This is a genomic window from Chryseobacterium sp. 22543 (genome assembly GCF_052044565.1).
Lineage (GTDB): Bacteria > Bacteroidota > Bacteroidia > Flavobacteriales > Weeksellaceae > Chryseobacterium.
Window position 1 is genome coordinate 26,167 of the sequence record NZ_JBQENH010000007.1, and the last position, 22,624, is coordinate 48,790.

Below are 22,624 nucleotides of genomic sequence, written 5' to 3' on the forward strand. Positions count from 1 at the left end.
ACTATCTGTGGGGATTTTTATTATTGGTGCGTAATATTGGGGATTCTATACGCAAAGAATTATTCTACATTAAATTGTTACCAACAAATCAGGCTCTATCACTCATCCAAAAATTCTCCTGAAACATAATACCAGTGTTCGTGCATTTTCTGAAAAAGCGAAAACTCATGATGAAGCTGTGGATGTCCGTTCTGGTCTGTATAATAAGCCTTAAACTCTACCTGGTTTAAAGCAGGAGTACGGATGATTTCCAGTTTTGTCCATTGGTTGATTTCTCCCCATTCCTGAAGATCTTTCTTATTGTGGTATTTTCTTTTTCCCGGAAGGGTAGTCTCCATCAGATATTCACCATTCGGGATGGCAAAAGCAGAGAACCTTGAACGCATCAGAGCTTCGGCAGTAGGAGCATGTTTTTTTCCGGTATGATAAGGCTTGCAGCATTCTTCGTATGATTTTCCTGAACAGCAGGGACAGTCCATATAGTGTATTTTAAATGTTGAACTGCAAAAATAATGAATATCAATAGAAATGAATTATAAATAAAAAGAAGCACTCTTAAAGAATGCTTCCCGTTATCTTTTACTGATTGTCTTCGTCAATTTTAGTATCTACAAAGCTGTAATTTTCAGTGGCCATATCCAGAGCCTGCTCTTTTGAATTAAATTTTACATGGGATGGATCTAAAACCTTGTATGTATAAATATCCGTTTTCCCTGAGTTAAAATGAAGTTCATGAAATTCTCCTTTTTCAATCCACCATTGCCCTCTTTCGATAACTTGTCTGACGTCGCAATTCTGGATAGCGGTGAAAATAAGCATAAAAGTGCCGTCTGCTTTTCTTTCCATTACCCAACGCTTTTCCATACCTTCTACCTGCTGGTCTTTCTCGCTTCCTTTCCACAGACCCACAAGTTGGGGATCTATTTTATTGGCTTGTGGTTTTGCATGGCCTTTTTGAGCATACATTGCCCCAAAGACAACTAATAATGTTGCCGTAATGATTTTTTTCATGGTTATTTAAAAAATAATGTGAGAGGAACCCTGCTGTTTACTGTTATTCCCATAGTTTTGGCAGGAACCCATTTTGTTTTTTTTATAAACTTTTTTATTTCGTTGATAAAGTAGGATGAGTACTTATAATTTTTTTTATTTTGGAAGGTAAGATCAATATCTATATCTGAGACCGTTCCGTTTTTGTGTAGGGTAAATTTCGCAGAAATAGAAGAATAAAAGTCTTTGTCTTGCCGGTATTCAAATTCATCGGGATAGTGCACATTTTTCCAAAAGTCTTTTTCATAATCTTTAAAAAAGTCTCCGTAAGATTTGCTGCCCGGATACCTTGAAATGGTATCACATTCTTCAAAATCATAGACTTTGTCAATGTTTTTTTTAACATATTGTACGTCTGCGATATGTCTCAAAGAATCGATGAACTTTGGGCCAAACTTTCTGTCAATTTCCTTTGACATTACATCTTCATAACAATTTTGCAGCTCCAGAGGAACCGTGCAGTAGTACAGGGCACTTCCAACATCGATATTCTTTTGTTTCAAAAGAACATCCATTTCAGCATTGCTTCTGTAGCTTTCTACCATTCCGAAGTAATGAAAATAAACAAGCTTGCCTTTTTTAATGTCTGCTTGTGCTCTTGCGGTTTCAGCAATACATTGTGAATCCAGATACTTTCTCTCTTCTTTAATGTATTCCTCTAATTCCTTAGAGATTGTTGTATCAGATTGTTTTTGAAATAAAGATTCTGACCTGCTTTCAAATCCTTTGTTTTTTAATGAAAAGCAAGTCAGAATGATTAATGAGGACAATACTTTTATACCTGTATTGAGTATCATAGATTATTTTATAAATCCTCTGTTTCTTAATAATGGTTTGATATCCGGATCGTGTCCTGTAAAGTCTCTGAATGCCTGATTCAGATCTACAGAATTTCCTACGGAAAGAATATATTTTCTGAATCGGTCACCATTTTCTCTGGTTAACCCACCGTTTTTACTGATCCATTCCCATGCATCATTATCCAACGTTTCAGACCATAAATAAGCATAGTATCCTGCAGAATATCCACCTCCCCAGATGTGTGCAAAATAAGGAGTATGGTATCTTGGCGGAACCGTTGCCAAATTGAATCCATGGCTGGCCAAAGACTGCTTTTCAAAATCTAAAACAGGAATAAACTGGCTGTCGTTGCTTACTGTATGCCAATCCATATCAAGTTCAGCAGCAGAAACCAATTCAGTAGTCATGTATCCCTGATTAAAAGTAGATGCCTTTTTGATTTTGTCTACCAAAGCCTGTGGAATAGGTTGCTTAGTCTCATAATGTACAGCATAATTCTTTAGAACAATAGGATCTAAAGCCCAGTGCTCATTGATCTGAGAAGGGAATTCTACAAAGTCTCTTGGTACATTTGTTCCTGAAAGAGAAGGGTATTTCTGGCTTGCAAACATTCCGTGAATAGAGTGACCAAATTCATGGAAGATCGTTGAAACGTCATCATAACTGATTAATGAAGGTTTTCCCGGAGCCGGTTTCTGATAGTTATAACAGTTAACGATTACAGGTTTTGTTCCTAATAAATAAGACTGTTCAACAAAATTACTCATCCAAGCTCCACCGTTTTTAGAATCTCTTGTGTAGAAATCCAGATAGTAGATGGCGATAGATTTTCCATCATGATCAAAAACTTCGTAGGTTACTACATCAGGGTGATAAACCGGAAGATCTGTTCTCTTTTTGAAAGTCAGTCCGTAGAATTTTTCAGCAGCGAAGAAAACTCCTTTTTCAAGAACTGTTGTGATTTCAAAGTAAGGTTTTATTTCACTTTCATCAAGATCAAACTTAGCTTTTCTTACCTGTTCAGCATAGAAATTCCAATCCCAAGGCTCTACTTTGAAGCCTCCTTTTTGCTGATCAATAAGATCCTGAATATCTTTTGCTTCACGTCTTGCTGTTTCCACTGCGGGAGTAGCAATCTGGTTCATCAAATTAGTAGCAGCTTCAGGTGTTTTTGCCATCTGGTCCTGAAGTTTCCATTCAGCAAAGTTTTTCTTGCCTAAAATCTGAGCTTTTTTCAATCTCAGTTTAGCAAGTTTTTCAATTGTTGATCTTGTATCGTTAGCATCTCCTTTTTCAGCTCTAGTCCATGAAGCTTTGAACAGCTTTTCTCTGGTAGTTCTGTTTTTTAAATTTTGTAAAAGGGGCTGCTGTGTTGTATTTTGTAAAGCCAGAAGATATTTTCCAGGCTGTCCTGCCGTTTTTGCATCAGCTGCTGCCGCTGCAATTTCATCAGCAGAAAGTCCGTCCAGTTCTTTTGCATCAGAGAAAAATACACCTCCCTGCTTTCTTGCTTCCAATAATTTATTAGAATATTGTGTAGAAAGAGAAGCCAGTTCCTGATTGAGCTGTTTTAGCTTTTCTTTATCAGCTGCAGAAAGATTTGCCCCTGCAATTTCAAAATTCTGCTTATAATATTGTACCAGTCTTTTGCTTTCAGAATCTAGACCATCTTCTTTGATGGACTGTATTCTTTTATAAAGATTTTCATTCAGGTACAGTTTATCAGAATGGGCTGCAAAAATAGGTGCATATTCTTCGTCTAAAGCCTGCAAAGTAGGGTTAGTATTTGCACCTGTAAGATTTGAGAATACAATTTGTGCTCTTCTCAATACTTCACCACTTTTTTCCAATGCAACGATTGTATTTTCAAAAGTAGGAGCAGCCGGATTGTTGGCAATTTTTACAATTTCAGCTTCATGCTGCTTCAAACCATATTCAAAAGCAGGTTTGAAGTGCTCATTTTTGATTTTGTCAAACTCCGGAGCTTCGTATTGAAGCTTGCTTTTCTTCATAAAAGGATTAGAAGATAAAGAGGGATCAGGTGCGGGTAGCTCCTGTTGAATATCGGTCTGTTTCATTGTAGTACAAGATTGATTGAACGCCAAGGCAGAAATTAATAATACCGATGAAATATTCTTCATAAATATAGTTGTTATTAAAGCATAAAGATATTAAAAACTTGTATCATAGGATCAATTTTGGCAGAGGTATTTACTGAAGCCGTTTTGTGAGTGATTTTAAAATGAATACGTTAGGCATTTCAGGGCACATCAAGTTCTTTCTGAAAAAATCTGGATTGCAGGTAATTGCAGTATTTTTAAATGTAATGTAATATTTTTTATAAATTAGTTGTTATTTAATTAAAGAAATCAACAAAAATAATCGACAAAAGAAATAAGCATGAAAACAAAGACTTTATTTATTTTTTCAGCCTTAGCGGCATTAGCCTCATGTAATGATAAACATGAGAACAGAAACAGAGATAGAGATGATGACAGAAGTAACTGGGTAGAGAAAGTCGTGAACAAAGAAAGTGGTCCGATACAGCATAAAGAATTTAACGGAGATTTTGATGAAATTCAGGTTTCCCAGGCGATAGAAGCTGAAATCATAAAATCTGAAACAGAAAAAGTAGAAATCTCAGCACCTCAAAGTATCATCAATGAAATTCTTGTAGATAATGATGGCGGAAAGCTGCACATTCATTATAAACCTGGTATCAGAGTGATGAATATCAGCAAAGTGACTGCTAAAATTTATACAAAAGACTTTAATAAACTTCTTGCTGATTCAGCTGCAAGAATTATCATAAAAGATAAATTTACCCAGGAGAAAACAGATGTTGAAGCATCAAGTGCAGGCAGTATTTCCGGAGATCTGGAAGCTAACGATATGGATATTAACATAAGCAGCAGCAGCAGCTATGATGGTAAAATATGGGCTGTTAACCTTGATATTGAATCTTCATCAGGATCTACTCTTGATATTTCAGGAAAAGCAAAAAAAGCGGATATCAGTGCATCTTCAGGCAGTAGTGTTTCTGCTAAAGGAGTTATCGTTGATGATGTAGAAGCAGATGCATCCAGTGGGGCAAGTATTCATATCAGTGCTGTTTCCAGTGTGAAGGCAGGTGCTTCATCCGGTGGAAGTGTGGATATTTCTAAAAAAGGCGAGCTTAAGAATGTGATTAAGGATGAAAGCAGCGGTGGCAGCGTAAGCATCCAATAAACTAATTCTGGGATTCATCCTCATCTTCTTCATCGGTGGATGAGGATCCTTCCCAATTTTTATTATCAAAATTAAGATTGTCGTAAGCTAATAATTCCTCCTCTCGCTGGAGGATTTCTTTTGTAGTAAACAGCGTAATGTCATCATCATTTTCCTTCATTTTGGCAAGTTTTCTGATGGATGCCTTATCAATAGCCATAAACCTTTGCCCCATACGTCTCGCTGCATATTTTCTCATTCCTGTTTCATGAAGTACATCAACGGCCATATCAACGGCTGTTCCTAATGTTTCACGGTAAATATGATTGACTCCACTGTTAAGATATTCATAGGCGTCAATTCTGTTTTTTGCCCGCACAAAAATTTTAACACTAGGATAATGCTCACGGACAAGTTCTGCAATGAATTTATTATCATCCGGATCATCCAGACATAAAACCAAAATTTCAGCATCTTCAATTCCGGCAGCCCGTAAAATGGGTATTCTGGTAGCGTCACCATAATATACTTTAAAACCATAACTTCTGAGCAGTTTTACACGATCAGAATCACGGTCCAAAACAGTAGCTGATATTTTATTAGCCTTTAAAAGACGTCCCACAGTACTTCCGAAATGTCCAAAACCTACAATGATAATTTTCTTTTGAATTATATCATTGTCGAGAATGTTGTAATCATTTTCTTCTTCGGGAATTTCTTTAATGAATTTCGGAGTAATAAACTTGTCATTAATGATCAAAAGAATGGGAGTAATACACATGGTAATTGCAGTAACAGCCATCATTTGAGCGTTCATTTCAGGACCTAACAGATAAAGATCTGAGGCATAATTGAGGAGTACAAATGCAAATTCTCCCACCTGGGATAGTGCAAATGCATAAAAAAAACTTTGAGGAGTATCTATCCTGAAAAACTTTCCAATAGTGTATAAAACAACAAATTTTACAGCCAGCACAGCAAATACAGTACTGAAGATAAATAAAGGGTCTTTCTGGATAATATTAAAGTTAATGGTTGATCCAACGCTAACGAAGAAAACGGCTAACAGCAGTCCTTTGAAAGGATTGATCTGCGCTTCCAGCTCATGACGAAACTCACTGTTGGCAAGCATTACCCCGGCAAGGAAAGCACCCAGTGCGGGAGAAAGTCCGATGACAACCATCAATTCGGAAACACCAATAACCAGGAACAGGGAGGAGGCAGTCAGCAGTTCTGTCATTCCCGATTTTGAAACATAGCGTAAAAAAGGAACAAAGACATATCTGCCCAATAAAATAAGCAGAGCTACTCCAAAAATTACAGTACTGGCCTGCAGCCATTCCGGCAGCTTTTGGATCAGAATCTGAATTTCATTATCATGATGCTTGGCTTTATAATTAGCTACAAGAGGGAGTATTGCCAGAATAGGAATCACAGAAATATCCTGAAAAAGTAAGGTAGAGAATGAGGCTTCTCCAGCTGTGGTCTTGAGATTGTTTTTTTCCTGTAAAGTCTGCAGAACAATTGCCGTAGAAGATAATGCAAAACACATGGCAATGGTAATTGCTTTATCTATTCTCCAGCCTACACTGATGAACACTAAAAAAAGCAATAAAATAGTAAGTGCCATCTGAGAAAGTCCCAGTCCCATTATTTTTTTTCGCATTTCCCAGAATTTCCGCGGCTCCAGTTCCAAACCTACCAGGAATAAAAGCATAATGACTCCAAATTCGCTGGCATGCATGATGTCATCCACATTTTTTCCTGTAAGCCTGAGTACATATGGACCGATAATGATTCCTCCTAAAATATAACCGATTACAGAACTCAACCCTAATTTCCTGGCCAATGGAACCATGATAATGGCTACACCCAGGAAAATTAATGTGTTCATCGCTAAGCTGGATTCCATAAATTATTGATTGAGGAGTTCTGTAAATTCTTTTTTATGCAGGATAATTTCTTTTTTAGACAGCTTATTGGCTTCGTATACGATCTTGATATGTTTGATATCTGCTTTGAAAACTTTTAAGGAAACAATGAGTCCGCTGATCAACTCATCGATTGTATATTGATAAGTGCCGGTTTTGCTGAAAGATCTTTCTTTTCCCCCGGTGGTTATCAGAATATAGACTTCTTTTCCTTCCAGAGGATTGTGTTCGCCTTCTTTAAGCCAGTCTCTGTCGAAAACTTCATCAATCCATAATCTGAGAAGAGGAGGCATTCCAAACCATATTAAAGGAAACTGGAAGACAAAGCGTTCATAATTTTTAAGGCGTTTTCTTTCTCTGAAGGCTGCAATATGAAAATCAGGATATTCTTCATAAAGATCTCTTAGGGTATAATGCTGGTGGCGAACGTAGAAATTGATGAGCTCTACATTCGAATTGGAGTGCTCCAGATAAGGGTGTGCAAATACTACCAGCGTCTTCTTCATAATCCTGTTTTCAGTAAATATAGCGAAAAAATATTAAATAAAAGATAGTTTTTATGTGGTTTTGTTAATTTTTTAATATGAAAAAATCAATTTAACATTAAGAAAAGGTAAAGAATTGATGATATTTTCGGTTTTTAAATAAAAAATCAGGTCGTGATGACCTGATCTGTTTATATATTTTGAAAATGATTGACTGATTTACCATCCGCCGGATGCACCACCGCCTCCGAAACTTCCGCCACCGCCGAAGCCTCCAAATCCGCCGCCACCACCGCCGGAACTTCCACCACCAAATCCGCCACCTCCAAAACTGCCAGGGAATGGGAAGAAACCACCTGGATAATTTCTGCGTCCTTTTCTTGTAATGATCACATCATCGTCATCGTCATTATTTCCACCACGTCCGCCTCCTCTGTTACCGAAAAGTATAGCAATAATGATGAAAATAATAAAAGCGATAATAAGAACTTTAAAAGTGCTTCCATTACCGGAAGGAGCCGTTATTGCTACAGGTTTGAATTTGCCCTGAACAGCCTCCATAATGGCTGAGGTTCCTCCATTGATCCCTTCATACCAAAGACCCTTTTTGAAGTTGGGTGTTACAATATAATCTAAGATCTGTCCTGCTACTGATGCGGTAAGGTATTGTTCTACGGCACGTCCCTGTTGGATAGACATTGTTCTGTCTTCTGTTGCAATAAGGAAAACGACGCCGTTATCTACTCCTTTTTTTCCGATTTTCCATTTCTGCCCAAACATGGTTGCCAGAAAGTTGACATCTTCTCCTTTGGTAGAGCGTATGATCACTACTTCAATTTCCGTTGAGGTAGTATCTGCAAACTTGATCAGCTTATTATTCAGGGCATCTTTTTCCTGTTGAGAAAGCAGATTGGCTTCATCAAAAACAGGATAAAGAACGGCCGGTTTTTCAGGAATAGTGTATTGTGCTGATACAAAAGTGTAAAAGCAAAGCAATAAAAATGAAAATACTATTTTAAGAGAACGTAATTTCATTTGAGAGTTGGTTTGGATTTTCTCCTTCAACAGGAAAATATTTTTTGAGTTCAAGTCCTGTTTCCAGGATGGCACTTTTCAGAGCCTGGTAATAATGTCCTTTGGCAAATTCAGCAGTAATATAGTCGTGAAGATGATCCCAGTAAGATTGTTTTACCTTTTCGTGGATTCCGATATCTCCAATGATGGTCAGATATTTTTGTTCGAAATTGACATGGAAAAGAACAGCATTCCTTTCAGCGGTTTTGTCCATATCGAGTTTTTTGAAAACCTCAAATGCTGTTTTAGCATCCCGATTATCTGTATTGGAATCAATATGTACCCGGATCTCTCCTGTAGAATGATCTTCCGCAGACTGAATCGCTTCCACTAGGGAAGCGATCTGTTGATTTGTTAGGAAATTACCCATTATTTATTTGAATACTTCAGGGGCTTTCTGAGCTCCTGCTTCAGCTTTGAAATAAGGTTTTTCTTTAAAGTTGGTGAAATTCGCCAAAATATTATTTGGGAAAGTCTTGATAGAAGTGTTGTAATCCTGTGCAGCTTCGTTGTAATAAACAGTTTCTGTTCTGATGCTGTTTTCAATAGCGGTATATTCTCTTTGGAAGTTGATATACTGCTGGTCTGCTTTTAAGTTAGGATACGACTCTACTACGGCCATCAATCGGCTCAATGCTCCTGATAACTCACCTTGTGCTGCCTGAAATTTAGCAATATCAGCCTCAGTCATGTTTGTAGGGTCAATGTTGATAGAAGTAGCTTTAGAACGTGCTTCTACAACCTGCGTTAAAGTTTCCTGCTCAAATTTTGAATACGATTTTACCGTTCTTTCCAGGTTAGGAATAAGGTTCGCTCTTTTCTGATACACAGTTTCTACGTTTGACCATTTTGTGTTGACCGTCTGTTCTTTGGTTACGAAATTATTATATCCGCTTTTTCCCCAAAAGAATAGAACAGCAACAATGATAAGGAGGGCGATACCAATTGTTCCAGCGCCCAGACATCCTTTATTTTTCATAGTTTATTTTTTTAAATTTTTTGTGCTAACCAAATATACAAATTATGTGCTAATTTTGTAAAAAATTATTTGAATGACAACAATAGTGGTGGCAATGGGAGAGAAAAATGAAATTGGTTTTGATAATCAGTTGCTTTGGCATCTTCCTAAAGATTTAAAACATTTTAAAGATATTACTTCAGGGCATCCGATTATAATGGGAAGAAAAACATATGAAAGTATTGGGAAACCTCTTCCGAACCGTACCAATATTGTTGTGTCAAGAAAGAAAGATTGGTTTGAGGAAGGAATCCTTATTGTAGGAAGTATAAAGGAAGCATTGAAGTTTGCTAAAAAGATTGATGAAGAAGTTTTCGTCATTGGTGGAGGAAATATCTATGAACAGACTATGGAGGTTGTAGACAGGCTTGAAGTTACTTTGGTGAAGGCAGATCTTGAAGCTGATACATTCTTTCCGAAGATAGATCCGAAGATCTGGAAAAAAACAAACGAAATCTGTCATGAGAAAGATGAAAAGAATAGCTATGATTTCTGTTTCCAGACGTTTGAAAAAATAAAAAAAGAAGCATAAATGAATCGTGAATTTTTGCTTCGCACAGTGAATCGTGAATTTTCACATTTACAAAAATTAACAAGCGCAGCGAATTGACCATTCACAATTGACTTTTTGAACTTTAAGCCTTAAATTTATTATCTTTGCACTTCTAAAATTTAATAATGAATAAATACATAAAAATTGCAATAGCAGCAGTTCTTATCCTGGCAGGACTTTATCTGATGATTTTCACAAGAAATCTTGGATGGGGTATTGTTGTTTTTCTTTTAGCGGCATCCCCGATCTTATTATTCTTTAAAAATGAATATATCCTGTTGGCATTCTGGCAACTGAGAAAACAGAATATGGAAAAAGCCGGCGAGTGGCTGTCAAAAATAACTGATTATAAAGGACAGCTTCATAAAACTCAATATGGATATTTTCACTATTTATTAGGATTAACACAAGCTCAGGATCACCCTGCAAAAGTAGAGCCTTTCATGAAGAAAGCTTTGGAATATGGTTTGAATATGAAACATGACAGAGCAATGGCTACTTTAAATCTTGCAGCAGCCGCTATTTCTAAAGGAAGAAAGCAGGAAGGGCAGAAGCTATTGGAAGAAGCTAAAAGATTAGACAGTGCTGGAATGATGACTGATCAGATCAAAATGATGAAAGATCAGCTGAAAATGCCAACCATGCAGAAGCATATGCACAACCCTAATATGAGAAATAGAGGGAAATTCTTCTAGCTAGAAAATATAAAAATAAAAAGCACCTGTTTCAGGTGCTTTTTTTATGGGTAAAAATATGTTTTACATTTCCGAATTCTGATCATAACCATAAAATTTAGGCATTTGCCAATGATATTTTACAGCAAAAGTTCGGATCGCAACAATCAGGATAATGGTGAAAACCTGTATAAAAGTATAGGAGAGTGGAGTATACTTGGTCATCAGCAGAAATGCTGCTCCTCCCACGATACATGCGGTAGCATAAATCTCCTTTCTGAAAATCAATGGTATCCTGTTGAGCAATATATCCCGGATAATCCCTCCGAAACAACCTGTTATGGTTCCTAATGCAATACAGATCATAGGATGTATACCTGCATTTAAACCTTTCTGAACTCCGATAATGGTAAATAACCCAAGACCAAAGCTGTCGAAAATAAATAAAGTTACTTTAAAGTTTTTCTCAAGAGATTTGAATATCATGGAGAAAATACTGGTCACCAGGATAAGGGTACACATCAGGATATCATGCATCCAGAATACAGGAATATCAAGCAAAAGATCTCTTACAGTTCCGCCTCCCACAGAAGTTACAAATGCAATAATAAGCACTCCGAACGGATCAAGCCGTTTCTGCATGGCTGCAAAACTTCCAGACATGGAAAAAGCAATGGTCCCCAGGACTTCTATAGCAAAATTGAACTGTTCGTGCATATCTATTATAAATGGTAAATGATAATTGATGAATGATTTTTTGCTTAAGCAAATTCTTGGCCATTGTATCAATTATCATTTATCGCTTATCAAATATTGTTGTGTTTATTTCTCCACTCTTACCGAATCCGGAACCATCAGCTCATATTCGCCGCCGTGGGTGATAATTTCCCTTACGATGCTGCTGCTGATGAAAGATTTTCCTGAGGAGGTCAGTAAGAATACAGTTTCCAGTTTTTTGTGGGCTAATGTTCTGTTGGTATGAGCAATTGCTTTTTCAAACTCAAAATCGGCAGGATTTCTTAACCCTCTGATAATGTATTGAGCATTTTTTTCAAAACAGTAGTCTACCGTTAACCCTTCAAACGAATCTACTTCCACATTGGGAAATTCTGCTACGGAGTTCTGGATAAATTCCATTCTTTTTTCAAGAGGGAACATGTATTTCTTCTGAGAATTCTGCCCTATGGCAATGATTAATTTATCAAATAATGGGGCCGCTCTTTCTATAATATCGTAATGTCCTAGTGTAATCGGGTCAAATGACCCTGGGAAAACAGCAATTTTCATGTTGTACGAGTTATGATTTTGATTAGTGAATTATCTGCTATAGACTTTGAATTAGCTTCTAGCATTTAATTTCTAACTTTTTTTATTTATTTAAAGCTTTTTCAACTTCATTTCCGCAAAGATCCATAATGGAAATTCCATAGTGTTTTGCTTGTTGTGGGAGAATACTTGCAGGAGAGAATCCCGGATTGGTATTCATTTCAAGCATATAAGGAATTCCATTCATTAAAATATATTCGCTTCTTGAAAAACCACTCATTCCTAATGAATTGTATGCTCTTTTAGCAATTTCTTCCACTCTTTTTGTGGTTTCATCATCAATTCTTGCTGGTGTAATTTCTTCAGAAGCACCTTCATATTTTGCTTCATAATCGAAAAATTCGTTGGTAGGAACAATTTCTGTAATTCCCAGAACAATGGTTTCTCCTTTAAAATCAATAACTCCTACAGAAACTTCCATTCCATCCAAGAAACTTTCAATCAGGATTTCATTATCTTCTTTGAATGCGATTTCAGTAGCGGCAATCAGTTCAGATTTTTCTTTTACTTTAGTGATTCCCAGAGAAGATCCGGACTGGTTAGGTTTTACAAATAGCGGAAGATTCAATTCTGATACAATCTTATCTACATTGATTTCTTCACCTTTTCTTAAATAGATGCTTTTCGCGGAAGGAATTCCATACTTTGATAATACGGCAAGAGTATCTTTCTTATTGAATGTAAGAGCGCTCTGGTAAAAATCACATCCGGTATATTTTTGACCTATTGCATCCCAGTATGCCTGAAGAATTCCGTTTTCTCCCGGAGTCCCGTGGATGATATTGAAGCAGGCATCAAATTTTAAGGTTTCCCCATTATCTAAAGTTACAGAAAAATCACCTCTGTTGATCTCGTATTTTTTATCATTTTCTCCTAAAAAATACCATTCATCTTTAAGGACTACTACCTTATATACATCATAGAGATTTCTGTCTAAAGAATCATAAATCAATTGTCCGCTTTTTAAAGAAACGACATATTCATCAGAATAGCCTCCCATTACTACGGCAACACTTTTTTTGTTCATAACCATATAGTATCAATTAAGGCAAATTTAAACATTTTATGTAATGCAATATGGGAAATCCGCAAATTTTAAGATCAAAAATGAATTGTGTTAAATAAAAAGTCCATTCTAAAATTATTAGCTATATTTGCGGTTATAATTAAAGTATTTTTAAGTATGCTTAAATCACTTTTCAATTGGAAAGTTTTACTGAATTTAGTAATAGCCATCGGTGTTTTTGCAGGGTTGGTATGGCTCACATTTCGCTGGTTGGAACACCATACAAATCATGGTCAGGAAATACCTGTTCCTAATATTGTAAATAAATCTATACATGACGCTGTTAAAATTTTAGATGATACAGGATTGGAATATGAAGTAGACAGTGCCAACTATAATCCTAAATTCAGACCATTCCAGGTTCTTCAGGTTTATCCTGCACCGGGTTCCCGTGTAAAGGACGGAAGAACAGTACACCTTACAGTAAACCCGAGAACATGGGCTCCGATTGCCGTTCCGGATGTTATCAATAAATATTCAGGGCTTGCATTCCAGAGACTGGATCAGGTGGGTCTTAAGATTGGAGATACCATTTATGAACCGAGTATTCAGAAGGATGCCCTTTTAAGAATTTTATATAAAGGAAATGCGGTAAATCCGGGTGCTCGTTTACCTAGATTCTCCATTATTGATGTAGTAGTAGGTTCAGGACCTATGAGAAACATTTCCATTCCAAATGTAGTAGGACTTACGGTAAAAGAAGCGAGAGCTGTCATTACCAAAAGTATGTTTGAAGTTGGACTGGTAGAGCATGAAGATGGAAGCAAAGACGAATCGGATATTATTTATTATCAGGATCCTGCTTCAGGAGATGTTCGTGATCAGGGAATGCAGATTGACCTTTGGGCCAGTAAGAAAACTCCGGCAGAGCTAAGAGCGAAAATAGAGCAGCTGAATTCTATTTACCGTATGAAGGTAGATACTTCACTTCCTCCGGTACGATATGAAGAAGTACATAATGAACCAAGTTATGATGCTCCTGTAGTGCCTGCTCCGGTACCTAGAAGAGAAACTCCAAAGCCTGAAGTGCCAAAAAATGAGACACCTAAGACACAGACAACGACTTCTAAACCTGTCACTTCAGCAACTGAGAAGCCTAAAACTTCTACTGCTGCTCCTGCTACAGGACATACAGCTAAACCGGCTGCTTCAACAACGACACAACAGCCTGCTCAAAAGCCGAAAGCTAAGAAGGTAGTCGTAGAATAAAATTAGATTAATATCAAAAATACAGGCTTCAACTGCAAAATGTTGAGGCCTTTTGTGTAAAAAAAGTAAAACAATGTCAGAAGATAACGACGATTTTTTAGATGAAGAATTATTAGATTCCAACAGTATTGAAAACATCGATATTGACGAGGAAAATAAAGGATTGTATGAACATCTTAATATCACTGTTGACAGTAAACAGGAACCATTAAGAATTGATAAGTTCCTTTTGATCCATAGGCAGAATTCTTCAAGGAATAAAATTTCACAGACCTGCAGAGCCGGAAATGTAGTGGTGAACGGAACTCCTGTAAAACAGAATTACCGTGTGAAACCGGGAGATCAGATTTCGGTGCTGCTTACCCATCCTCCAAGAGAGAATGTCATTGTTCCGCAGGATATCCCTGTAAATATCATTTATGAAGATGATGACCTTGTGGTAGTAGATAAGGAAGCAGGAATGGTTGTACACCCGGGATTCGGAAACTGGGACGGAACATTGGTGAATGCGCTGGCTTTCCATTTTGAAAAGAATGGAGTAAAGTCTGATCTTGACAGAGTAGGGCTTGTTCACAGGATTGATAAAGATACCTCTGGACTGCTGGTGATTGCCAAGAATGAGTATGCATTGAGCTTTCTGGCAAAACAATTCTTCAACAGAACTACCAAAAGACTGTACTGGGCTTTTGTGTGGGGGAATCCTCAGGATGAAGAAGGTACAATCAGAGGCCATATCGGAAGACATCCTAAAAACAGAATGCAGATGTCTGTCTATGAAGATGGCAGCCATGGAAAACACGCAGTAACCCATTATAAAGTCCTTGAAAGATTCAAATACATGACATGGGTAGAATGTAAACTTGAAACGGGAAGAACCCATCAGATCAGGGCGCATTTCAAACATATCGGGCATACTTTGTTTAATGACGAAAGATATGAAGGACATACGCCTCTAAGAGGGATAAATCTCCCAAAATATAAGCAATTCATTAAAAATGTTTTTGAAATTTTGCCAAGACATGCCCTTCATGCCCATACCCTCGGATTTATACACCCAACGACTAAAAAGGAATTATATTTTGAGAGCCCAATGCCCAAAGATATGGCGGATGCCGTAAAAAAATGGAGAAATTATTTAGAAAACTAAAAATATATTGAGAATTTTTTTATATTTGTTGAATTGAAATCAAGATTTGTTATGAGAAAACTATATGCTATCGTATGTTTAGCTCTTTTGTCAAATGCATACAAAGCACAAGAATCACTACCATACTATCAGCAATATCTTTTGGATGGTGAGTTCCTGTTCAACCCAGCTCAATACGGAAAAACAGATTACGTACAGCTCAACGCCAATTATCAACAACAATTTTCAAAGTTCAACAATTCTCCGAATGTTCAGTCAATCGGGATTAATGCGAATATCTTTGATAGAGTAGGTGCTGGTATTTCTGTGTTCAGAGATAGCAACGGACCTATTTCTGCAGGAGGGATTACAGCTGGTGCTTCATATTTTATTCCTCTAAGTAGTGAAGGAGACAGAAAAGACCAGTTCTCTTTCGGTACAAGTGTTAACTTCTATAACATGAACTTTGATTATTCTAAAATTAATACTGAAGAAGGAGGCGACCCGTTATTGAGAGGTGAAGAAAGTAATATCTTCATGGTGTATGCAAACTTCGGTTTGGCTGCTACCTATAGAGGGCTATTCGGGGGTGTTTCCGTAAATGATATTGCATTAAGTAATGATGCTTCTATCGTAAACAACTACGAGCCTTCTCCAATTAAATTCTTCTTAAACTTAGGATATAACTGGAACATTGCTGATAATATTACAATAGCACCATCAGCATTAATCAACCTTAATACAAACTCAACGAGAATGATAGACTGGAACCTTATGGCTACATTCTCTAATGATATCAACGCATTCTCTTTCGGGGTAAGCTACAGAACGGTTCAGAACAGATTTGACAATCAGAACTTGAGTATCTCTCCAATTGTAAAAGTGAGATTCAACAAATTCATGATCGGAGCAACTTATAACCTTGGAATATCTGATATCCAAAGCTATGGTGGAAACAGCTTCATGATTGGTCTGGGTTATAACTTTGACAACTTTATTAATGCTAGAGGATTTAGATACTAATTAATTTAATTTAAATAAATTTGAGCTCTGAAAAATTTCAGAGCTTTTTTTATGATATATATTCACATTCCGTTCTGTAAACAAAAATGTAGTTATTGTAACTTTCATTTTTCAACATCCCTGAATTTCAAAGATGAAATGCTTCGTGCAATGAAAACCGAAATGCTGCTCAGAAAAGATGAATTACAGAACAGAACGCTGAAATCCCTTTATTTTGGCGGAGGAACACCCTCTATTCTATCCGTAGATGAAATCAATTCCTTAATTGATGAAGCGTTACGGTATTTCAGTTTTGAAAAAGATATTGAAATTACTCTGGAAGCCAATCCGGATGATCTGGATAAAAGTTTTTTAAAACAATTAGCCGAAACACCAGTGAACAGACTGTCTATTGGTACTCAAAGTTTTTTTGAAGAAGATTTAAAATTAATGAACAGGGCCCATACTGCTTCCGAGGCAGAAGGTTCTATCAAACGGGCACAGGATTTTGGCTTTGAAAACCTGAGTATTGATTTGATCTACGGTTCACCAACCTCCAATCTTGAGATCTGGAAAGAAAATCTGAATAAAACAATTGCATTGGAAGTTCCTCATATTTCGTCCTATGCTTTGACAGTAGAGCCCAAAACAGCTTTGGAAAACTGGATTTCAAAAGGAAAGGTGAAAAGTCCAAAAGAAGAAGAACAGAACAGAGAATTCTATTATCTGTCTGACTTTTTAAAAGATAATGGCTTTGAACATTATGAAGTTTCCAATTTTGCCAAGCCTGGATTCTACTCCCGTCACAATTCTTCCTATTGGAAATATCAGGAATATCTGGGAATAGGACCTTCGGCACATTCTTATAACGGATTTGATGTCAGAAGCTGGAATGTGGCTAATAACCAGCAATACATTAGAAAGCTTAATGATAATAAACTGTTGGCCAAAGAAGAAGAAATTCTTTCTAAAGAAGATCAGTTCAATGAAATGATCATGATTGGCCTGCGTACTATCTGGGGTGTAGATCTTAGGAGTTTAAAAAATAAATTTTCAGATAGATTACTGGAACATTTTCAGACTGAAATCAAAACGAAAATAGAAGAAGGTATTTTAATTATTGAGAATGACCATTTAAAAATCCCTGAGAAGCATTGGTTTATGGCAGACGGAATTGCCTCAGATTTGTTTATTGTATAATGTTTGTATGTATACAGATATGCCATAAAATTCACTATTTTTGTATAAAATTTCAGTTCATTTGAAAACTAAAAAACAAGATTATTCACATCTTTCACCAGGCCAGCCTATCGGAATTTTCGACAGCGGGGTGGGAGGCCTTACCGTTGCCAAAGAAATCAAAAGACTTCTGCCTAATGAAGATCTGATTTACTTTGGAGATACAAAGCATCTTCCTTACGGAGAAAAATCCAAGGAAGCAATCATTGAATATTCTACAAAGATCACCAATTTTTTGCTGCAGCAGAACTGTAAAGCGATTGTAATTGCCTGTAATACGGCAACAGCTAATGCTTTAAATGAAGTGATGCAGTCTGTTGCAGGAAAAGTTCCTGTTATAGACGTTATCAATCCCGTAGCAGAAAAAGTATCTTATGAAATCCACAATAATGTAGGAGTTATTGCGACCAAAGCTACTGTGAATTCCGGACTTTACAAAAAGAGTATCCGAAAGCATAATAAATGGATCAAAGTGGATGAATTGGCAACGCCATTGCTGGTTCCTGCTATTGAAGAAGGATTTAAAAACCATCCGATCACTCATGCTATTATTTATAATTATTTAAGTAATAGTAAATTAAAGAATATTGAAACACTTATTTTGGGCTGTACCCATTATCCTCTTCTAATTGATGAAATCAAACAGTATTATGGAAACAGAGTCCGTGTTATTGACTCTCCGAATATTGTAGCGAACCATCTGAAGATTATTTTGGATAAGTACAACCTTTTAAATGATAATAACCCCAAACCGAATTATCACTTCTACCTTTCCGATCTTACCAAGAATTTTGAAAAGATCTCTAAGAAGTTCTTTGGGAAAACAATAGATTTAGAATTGAAAGTATTATAAATTAAAGCCTGCCTCATATTGAAGCAGGCTTTTTTAGTATATATTGGTAAAGAAAATTAAGCCTCTACAATTACCTTTTCAGCTTTCAGTCTGGTTTTTGGATTAAATTTAGGCTGATTGGTGTCTGTTTCATCTCTTTCCCCGATAGCGACTGCGAACAATGTTTCGTATTTTTCATTATTCAGGATAGCATCATATCCTTCGGGTTCAATTCCTTCCATTGGAGTTGAGTCGATTTCCATATCGGCACAGGCAGAAAGCAAGATACCTAGTGATAAGTAAACCTGGTGTTTTAGCCAGGATTTAATTCCATCTTCTCCTTTAGACTTTACAAAGTTATTGTAATAAGCAACAGATCCTTCCGGAAGGACACCTTCGATCTGCTTTTCAAAATCTTCCGGATTTTTAAGAGCCTGGAAAACGATTATATGGCTGCTGTCCAGAATTTTTTCCTTATTAAAATAGGATTTGTCTGCCAGTTGTTTCTTGATTTCAGGATCTTTTATAAAGATAAAATTCCATGGCTGGCTGTTAATAGATGAGGGACTGAGATGTAAAATCTCTTGTAAAGTTGCGATCTGTTCTTCACTGATTTTTCCCTGTGGGTTATACTTTTTTACAGTATACCTGTTTTTCATTTTGTCTAAAAAGTTCATAATTTTATACTATCATTTTTATAGTTACAAAATTAATTTAAGTTTATTAACTTTGCAATAACGGTAAAAAAGGATAGTATAAAAATGTATACAATAGATGATAAAGCATACCCATGCTGCACCAGTGTAACCATGAGGTTTATAGGCGGAAAATGGAAGGCTGTGATTTTATTTCACCTGATTGATGGTGCTAAAAGATATAATGAACTAAGAAAAATAATCCCTACCATTACGGAAAGGACACTCAGCCTTCAGCTTAAGCAGCTGGAGGAAGATGATATTATTGACAGAAAAGTGTTTACAGAAAAACCTCCGTTAATGGTTGAATATACCTTGACAGATTTTGGAAGGACTCTTCTTCCCGTATTGGAAGCAATTACAGACTGGGGAAAAACAGCTCCGGAAAGATCAAAAAAAATAATCAGGAATTAAAGTTCCTGATTATCTTCTTTATTCGGTTCAAAAAAACTGAAACTCACGTTTCCGTATTTTCGGGTATCTATTAGGTTGGGATGTTCAAGCTTCATACGGCTTTGGTGCTCCACGATGAGAACTCCGTTTTCTTTCAGGTATTTATTGTTTAAAACCAGAGAAATCAATTCATAATACTTCTTTTCTTCCATTTCAAAAGGAGCATCAGAGAAAACAATCTCAAAAGATTTTTTATTTCTGAATTTTTTAAGCCAGTCAAATACATCACCTCTCTGTACATTGATCTGAAGTGCCATGTCAAGCTCAGAAGCGGTAGTGTTGATAAATGCCGTATGCTTTGGATTCATTTCTACAGAGGTAACACTTTGGCATCCTCTGGAAGCAAATTCAAAGGTAATAGAGCCAATTCCTGCAAAAAGATCAAGCACGGAGATCGACTGCATATCGTATTTGTTTTCCAGAATGCTGAATAAAGCCTCTTTCGCAAAATCGGTGGTAGGCCTTACATCAAAGTTTTTAGGGGCGGCAATTTTTTTGGCTTTCCATTTGCCTGATATTATTCTGAACATATTGTTGTTAGGGTTTAGGTAATAGATTATAGGTGGCAGGTGGTTGTGTTTGGGCTTTAACCCTATTCCCTGCGGCCTGCAACCTAGTTAAGTATAAAATTCTTGTTTGGAATATTGTCAAAAACAATTTTCAGATTTTTAACAAATTTCTGAAGTTCGGAAATGAATGTTTCATTTTCCGTAGTTTCTCCATAAGCATAAAAGCTGGTTTCATTGATTCCAAAACCTATCTTACTCAATGTGAACATAATGAAGTAAAGGAAATCTACTTCTGAGTTGACATCAAGGTTATTATAAAGGATTATTTTTTTATTGTCAATCGCAAAAAACTCACATTGGTTATGATAAAGATTGATATGAATTTCCTTGTTGGTTTTATTATTAATTGAACTTAGAAACTTTTCTCCGGAGAAATTAAAATGAACCGGTATCGCAAGCTCTTTTATTTTTTTATAATAATTTTTCGGGAAAGTATAATAAAACTGGATATTGAATTTTTTGTTGATAGAAAGCATCAGTTCTTCCCGTTCTTTATCTGCAGGAGCATTGAAGGCTATAAGATCAAATCCAGCCTCGTGCTCAGAAAAACCTTCAGGCATCAGAGTAAAATGATTAAATGCTGAAATCACCTGGATCTCATCATAGCGCTGCTTAATAAGAACTTCGTCCAGCTTTTGCTCAATAAGATTGGCTGGGGTCTCTTCAGTAACGAAATAAGATTTTTCCTCCAGAATGTTTTTGTTTTTAACAATCTGGCAGATCAATCCGTCTTTGGTAAAAAGTAAATTAAGTACGTTCATATTTCAATTGCTGCAAATTTAGTGAAATTCTACCATTACCGCACCCGATTGATGGTGAAGTATTTCCTTATTATAAAAATCAATATTGACCTGGCTTTCCAATACATCCCAAACCATCCTCTGCAAAGTCCCGTCACCAATGCCATGAACAATTTCCAGTCTCTTCAGGTTGTTCTTTCTGCAAAACCCGATCACTTCAATCAGTTTTTCCTTTTGTATAAACAATCTTTCAAAGCTGTCATAGTCATTGGGATTCTTTACCAAATTATGAAAATGAAGGTCTAAAACCAAATGATTTTTCTGATGTTTCTTGGAAATGATTTTTTTAGGCTCCGCTTTTCTTATTACTCTGATATTTTCATAAAGATCAGAATCCTTAGGAACCAGTTTTTCTTTAGGATATTGGTGGGTAAAGCCATATTCATCTTTAAAAACGACAATATTTCCCTTCACGGAAGTTACCACTCCGCTTAAATCTTCATCTACTACCGAAACCTTGTCGCCGATTTTCATATTTTAAGACTTGTCTGAATCAATTATTGTACAAAGGTAGAAAGTAAAATGTATGAAATCAAACTCCTCTACACTTAAACACTCAAACTCTCGGTCCAAGTTCAATAATTTCCAGATCTTTGATTTCCTCACCGTCTACCACAAAGCGCATCATCGTCCTTATTTTATGCCAGCCCTGTTTTCCACAGGCACCGGGATTAAGATGCAGCAGGTTGTTTTTCTCATCATACATCGCTTTCAAAATATGCGAATGTCCCGAGATAAATAATTTAGGCGCTTTTTCTGCTATTTCTTTTTTAGTAAGTGGAGTATATTTTCCGGGATAACCTCCGATATGAATCATCAAAACCTCCAGCTTTTCACAAAAGAAATGGTTGACCTCCGGAAATTCAGCCTGGATTTTAGCATCATCAATGTTGCCGTACACTCCTTTCAGAGGTTTTATCTTTTCCAGCTGCTCAATGACGTCAAGATTTCCAAAATCTCCACAATGCCATACTTCGTCAGCCTGAGAAGCGTATTCCAGGATCCGGTCATCAATATAAGAATGCGAGTCGGAAAGGAGAAGGATCTTTGTCATTATCTAAGGGTTCTTTCTGTAATATTTTCGTGGTATTTATCTTTGAATATCGCTACACGTTCAGGATTCAGTTCTCCGTCATGATTGATTACTCGTTCTTTTAATAACCATTTTACCAGTTTTTCCATTCCTTTTTTAGAATTCATAAAATTGGCAATTTTGGCTATATCTGTTGATTCTACTTTTGTTTTTTCAGGCAGAAAATTCAGGATAAAATAATCATCACTTACATAGCTTGGAGTTTCATTGTCCATATATCGGTAAAGAAGAATCTCTTCATCATCCTTCATAGAAAAGAATGAGTATTGAGCCACATTGATTTTTTCAGTTTTCAGAATCTGCTTTCCATCTAATAAAACTTTATCATCTTTGATGGTGACGTCCTGAGAAAAATATAAATTACAGCTTATCATCAGGAAGAAGAAAGTCAATAATCTGTTTACTGCCATTTTTTGATTTT

27 protein-coding genes are annotated in these 22,624 nt (G+C 36.4%); 9 read left to right on the top strand and 18 right to left on the bottom strand.

Features of this window, described 5'->3' with window-relative positions:
- Window positions 1-98 precede the first annotated feature (98 nt).
- From ACTJIP_RS20045 to ACTJIP_RS20060, 4 genes are all read right to left on the bottom strand, one after another.
- On the bottom strand, window positions 99-479 hold the full coding sequence (locus ACTJIP_RS20045; RefSeq protein WP_180565130.1) for a YchJ family protein: 381 nt from the start codon (window positions 477-479) through the stop codon (window positions 99-101).
- Window positions 480-579: 100 nt separating this feature from the next.
- Window positions 580-1,011 carry a hypothetical protein gene (locus ACTJIP_RS20050; protein ID WP_077413823.1) on the bottom strand — a complete coding sequence of 144 codons (432 nt, stop codon included), beginning with the start codon at window positions 1,009-1,011 and terminating at the stop codon, window positions 580-582.
- Window positions 1,012-1,013: 2 nt separating this feature from the next.
- On the bottom strand, window positions 1,014-1,847 hold the full coding sequence (locus tag ACTJIP_RS20055; RefSeq protein ID WP_139348465.1) for a hypothetical protein: 834 nt from the start codon (window positions 1,845-1,847) through the stop codon (window positions 1,014-1,016).
- Window positions 1,848-1,850: 3 nt separating this feature from the next.
- On the bottom strand, window positions 1,851-3,992 hold the full coding sequence (locus tag ACTJIP_RS20060; protein ID WP_219072177.1) for a M3 family metallopeptidase: 2,142 nt from the start codon (window positions 3,990-3,992) through the stop codon (window positions 1,851-1,853).
- A 259-nt stretch (window positions 3,993-4,251) separates the two neighbouring features.
- Here ACTJIP_RS20060 and ACTJIP_RS20065 point away from each other — a divergent pair, with 259 nt between their 5' ends.
- The gene (locus tag ACTJIP_RS20065) at window positions 4,252-5,079 is read left to right on the top strand and encodes a GIN domain-containing protein (protein ID WP_180565132.1); all 828 of its coding nucleotides are present in this window, start codon (window positions 4,252-4,254) and stop codon (window positions 5,077-5,079) included.
- Between the two features lies 1 nt (window position 5,080).
- Here ACTJIP_RS20065 and ACTJIP_RS20070 read toward each other — a convergent pair whose 3' ends face one another.
- The 5 genes from ACTJIP_RS20070 to ACTJIP_RS20090 form a co-directional block, all read right to left on the bottom strand.
- Window positions 5,081-6,970: a monovalent cation:proton antiporter-2 (CPA2) family protein gene (locus ACTJIP_RS20070; protein ID WP_428168843.1), complete on the bottom strand. Its 1,890-nt coding sequence runs from the start codon at window positions 6,968-6,970 to the stop codon at window positions 5,081-5,083.
- A 3-nt stretch (window positions 6,971-6,973) separates the two neighbouring features.
- Window positions 6,974-7,495 carry an NAD(P)H-dependent oxidoreductase gene (locus ACTJIP_RS20075; protein WP_077413827.1) on the bottom strand — a complete coding sequence of 174 codons (522 nt, stop codon included), beginning with the start codon at window positions 7,493-7,495 and terminating at the stop codon, window positions 6,974-6,976.
- A gap of 198 nt (window positions 7,496-7,693) precedes the next feature.
- Entirely contained in the window at window positions 7,694-8,509 is an 816-nt protein-coding gene (locus ACTJIP_RS20080) for a TPM domain-containing protein (RefSeq protein WP_440705002.1), read from the bottom strand.
- Entirely contained in the window at window positions 8,490-8,918 is a 429-nt protein-coding gene (locus tag ACTJIP_RS20085) for a TPM domain-containing protein (protein WP_175627188.1), read from the bottom strand. The genes ACTJIP_RS20080 and ACTJIP_RS20085 overlap by 20 nt, the downstream gene beginning before the upstream one ends.
- 3 nt (window positions 8,919-8,921) lie before the next feature.
- Complete coding sequence (locus tag ACTJIP_RS20090; protein WP_077413830.1) at window positions 8,922-9,527, bottom strand: LemA family protein; 606 nt, start codon at window positions 9,525-9,527, stop codon at window positions 8,922-8,924.
- Between the two features lie 73 nt (window positions 9,528-9,600).
- Here ACTJIP_RS20090 and ACTJIP_RS20095 point away from each other — a divergent pair, with 73 nt between their 5' ends.
- Both ACTJIP_RS20095 and ACTJIP_RS20100 read left to right on the top strand, forming a co-directional pair.
- Window positions 9,601-10,098, top strand: coding sequence for a dihydrofolate reductase (locus ACTJIP_RS20095; protein ID WP_180565135.1), 498 nt, complete (start codon window positions 9,601-9,603; stop codon window positions 10,096-10,098).
- Window positions 10,099-10,244: 146 nt separating this feature from the next.
- Window positions 10,245-10,814, top strand: a complete 570-nt coding sequence (locus ACTJIP_RS20100; RefSeq protein WP_047382084.1) for a hypothetical protein — start codon at window positions 10,245-10,247, stop codon at window positions 10,812-10,814.
- A gap of 63 nt (window positions 10,815-10,877) precedes the next feature.
- Here the strand turns inward: ACTJIP_RS20100 and ACTJIP_RS20105 are convergent, their stop codons facing one another.
- From ACTJIP_RS20105 to ACTJIP_RS20115, 3 genes are all read right to left on the bottom strand, one after another.
- Entirely contained in the window at window positions 10,878-11,510 is a 633-nt protein-coding gene (locus tag ACTJIP_RS20105) for a trimeric intracellular cation channel family protein (RefSeq protein WP_077413832.1), read from the bottom strand.
- Window positions 11,511-11,615: 105 nt separating this feature from the next.
- Complete coding sequence (gene coaD, locus ACTJIP_RS20110; protein WP_076356137.1) at window positions 11,616-12,080, bottom strand: pantetheine-phosphate adenylyltransferase; 465 nt, start codon at window positions 12,078-12,080, stop codon at window positions 11,616-11,618.
- Between the two features lie 82 nt (window positions 12,081-12,162).
- Complete coding sequence (locus tag ACTJIP_RS20115; RefSeq protein ID WP_440705003.1) at window positions 12,163-13,146, bottom strand: D-alanine--D-alanine ligase; 984 nt, start codon at window positions 13,144-13,146, stop codon at window positions 12,163-12,165.
- A 156-nt stretch (window positions 13,147-13,302) separates the two neighbouring features.
- Between ACTJIP_RS20115 and ACTJIP_RS20120 the strand changes: the two genes are divergently transcribed.
- The 5 genes from ACTJIP_RS20120 to murI all read left to right on the top strand — a co-directional run bounded on the left by ACTJIP_RS20120 (window position 13,303) and on the right by murI (window position 18,614).
- Window positions 13,303-14,394 carry a PASTA domain-containing protein gene (locus tag ACTJIP_RS20120; protein ID WP_077413833.1) on the top strand — a complete coding sequence of 364 codons (1,092 nt, stop codon included), beginning with the start codon at window positions 13,303-13,305 and terminating at the stop codon, window positions 14,392-14,394.
- A 73-nt stretch (window positions 14,395-14,467) separates the two neighbouring features.
- A complete protein-coding gene (locus ACTJIP_RS20125; RefSeq protein WP_180565136.1) occupies window positions 14,468-15,541 on the top strand; it encodes an RluA family pseudouridine synthase in 1,074 nt (357 codons plus the stop codon).
- Between the two features lie 51 nt (window positions 15,542-15,592).
- Window positions 15,593-16,543: a PorP/SprF family type IX secretion system membrane protein gene (locus ACTJIP_RS20130; RefSeq protein ID WP_047377725.1), complete on the top strand. Its 951-nt coding sequence runs from the start codon at window positions 15,593-15,595 to the stop codon at window positions 16,541-16,543.
- A 51-nt stretch (window positions 16,544-16,594) separates the two neighbouring features.
- Entirely contained in the window at window positions 16,595-17,722 is a 1,128-nt protein-coding gene (gene hemW, locus ACTJIP_RS20135; protein WP_440705004.1) for a radical SAM family heme chaperone HemW, read from the top strand.
- A 61-nt stretch (window positions 17,723-17,783) separates the two neighbouring features.
- A complete protein-coding gene (gene murI / locus ACTJIP_RS20140) occupies window positions 17,784-18,614 on the top strand; it encodes a glutamate racemase (protein WP_077414222.1) in 831 nt (276 codons plus the stop codon).
- Between the two features lie 56 nt (window positions 18,615-18,670).
- Here the strand turns inward: murI and ACTJIP_RS20145 are convergent, their stop codons facing one another.
- Window positions 18,671-19,270, bottom strand: coding sequence for an NAD(P)H-dependent oxidoreductase (locus tag ACTJIP_RS20145; RefSeq protein WP_077413835.1), 600 nt, complete (start codon window positions 19,268-19,270; stop codon window positions 18,671-18,673).
- Between the two features lie 84 nt (window positions 19,271-19,354).
- Here ACTJIP_RS20145 and ACTJIP_RS20150 point away from each other — a divergent pair, with 84 nt between their 5' ends.
- The gene (locus tag ACTJIP_RS20150) at window positions 19,355-19,702 is read left to right on the top strand and encodes a winged helix-turn-helix transcriptional regulator (RefSeq protein ID WP_077413836.1); all 348 of its coding nucleotides are present in this window, start codon (window positions 19,355-19,357) and stop codon (window positions 19,700-19,702) included.
- Here the strand turns inward: ACTJIP_RS20150 and rsmD are convergent.
- The 5 genes from rsmD to ACTJIP_RS20175 form a co-directional block, all read right to left on the bottom strand.
- On the bottom strand, window positions 19,699-20,271 hold the full coding sequence (gene rsmD, locus ACTJIP_RS20155; protein ID WP_077413837.1) for a 16S rRNA (guanine(966)-N(2))-methyltransferase RsmD: 573 nt from the start codon (window positions 20,269-20,271) through the stop codon (window positions 19,699-19,701). The two genes, ACTJIP_RS20150 and rsmD, sit on opposite strands and share 4 nt — an antisense overlap.
- Before the next feature lie 83 nt (window positions 20,272-20,354).
- Entirely contained in the window at window positions 20,355-21,071 is a 717-nt protein-coding gene (locus tag ACTJIP_RS20160; protein ID WP_077413838.1) for a DUF3822 family protein, read from the bottom strand.
- Window positions 21,072-21,089: 18 nt separating this feature from the next.
- A complete protein-coding gene (locus ACTJIP_RS20165; RefSeq protein ID WP_077413839.1) occupies window positions 21,090-21,584 on the bottom strand; it encodes a Smr/MutS family protein in 495 nt (164 codons plus the stop codon).
- 82 nt (window positions 21,585-21,666) lie between these two features.
- Window positions 21,667-22,164, bottom strand: a complete 498-nt coding sequence (locus ACTJIP_RS20170) for a metallophosphoesterase family protein (protein WP_077413840.1) — start codon at window positions 22,162-22,164, stop codon at window positions 21,667-21,669.
- Window positions 22,164-22,613, bottom strand: a complete 450-nt coding sequence (locus tag ACTJIP_RS20175; protein ID WP_077413841.1) for a hypothetical protein — start codon at window positions 22,611-22,613, stop codon at window positions 22,164-22,166. The genes ACTJIP_RS20170 and ACTJIP_RS20175 overlap by 1 nt, the downstream gene beginning before the upstream one ends.
- Between the last annotated feature and the right edge of the window lie 11 nt (window positions 22,614-22,624).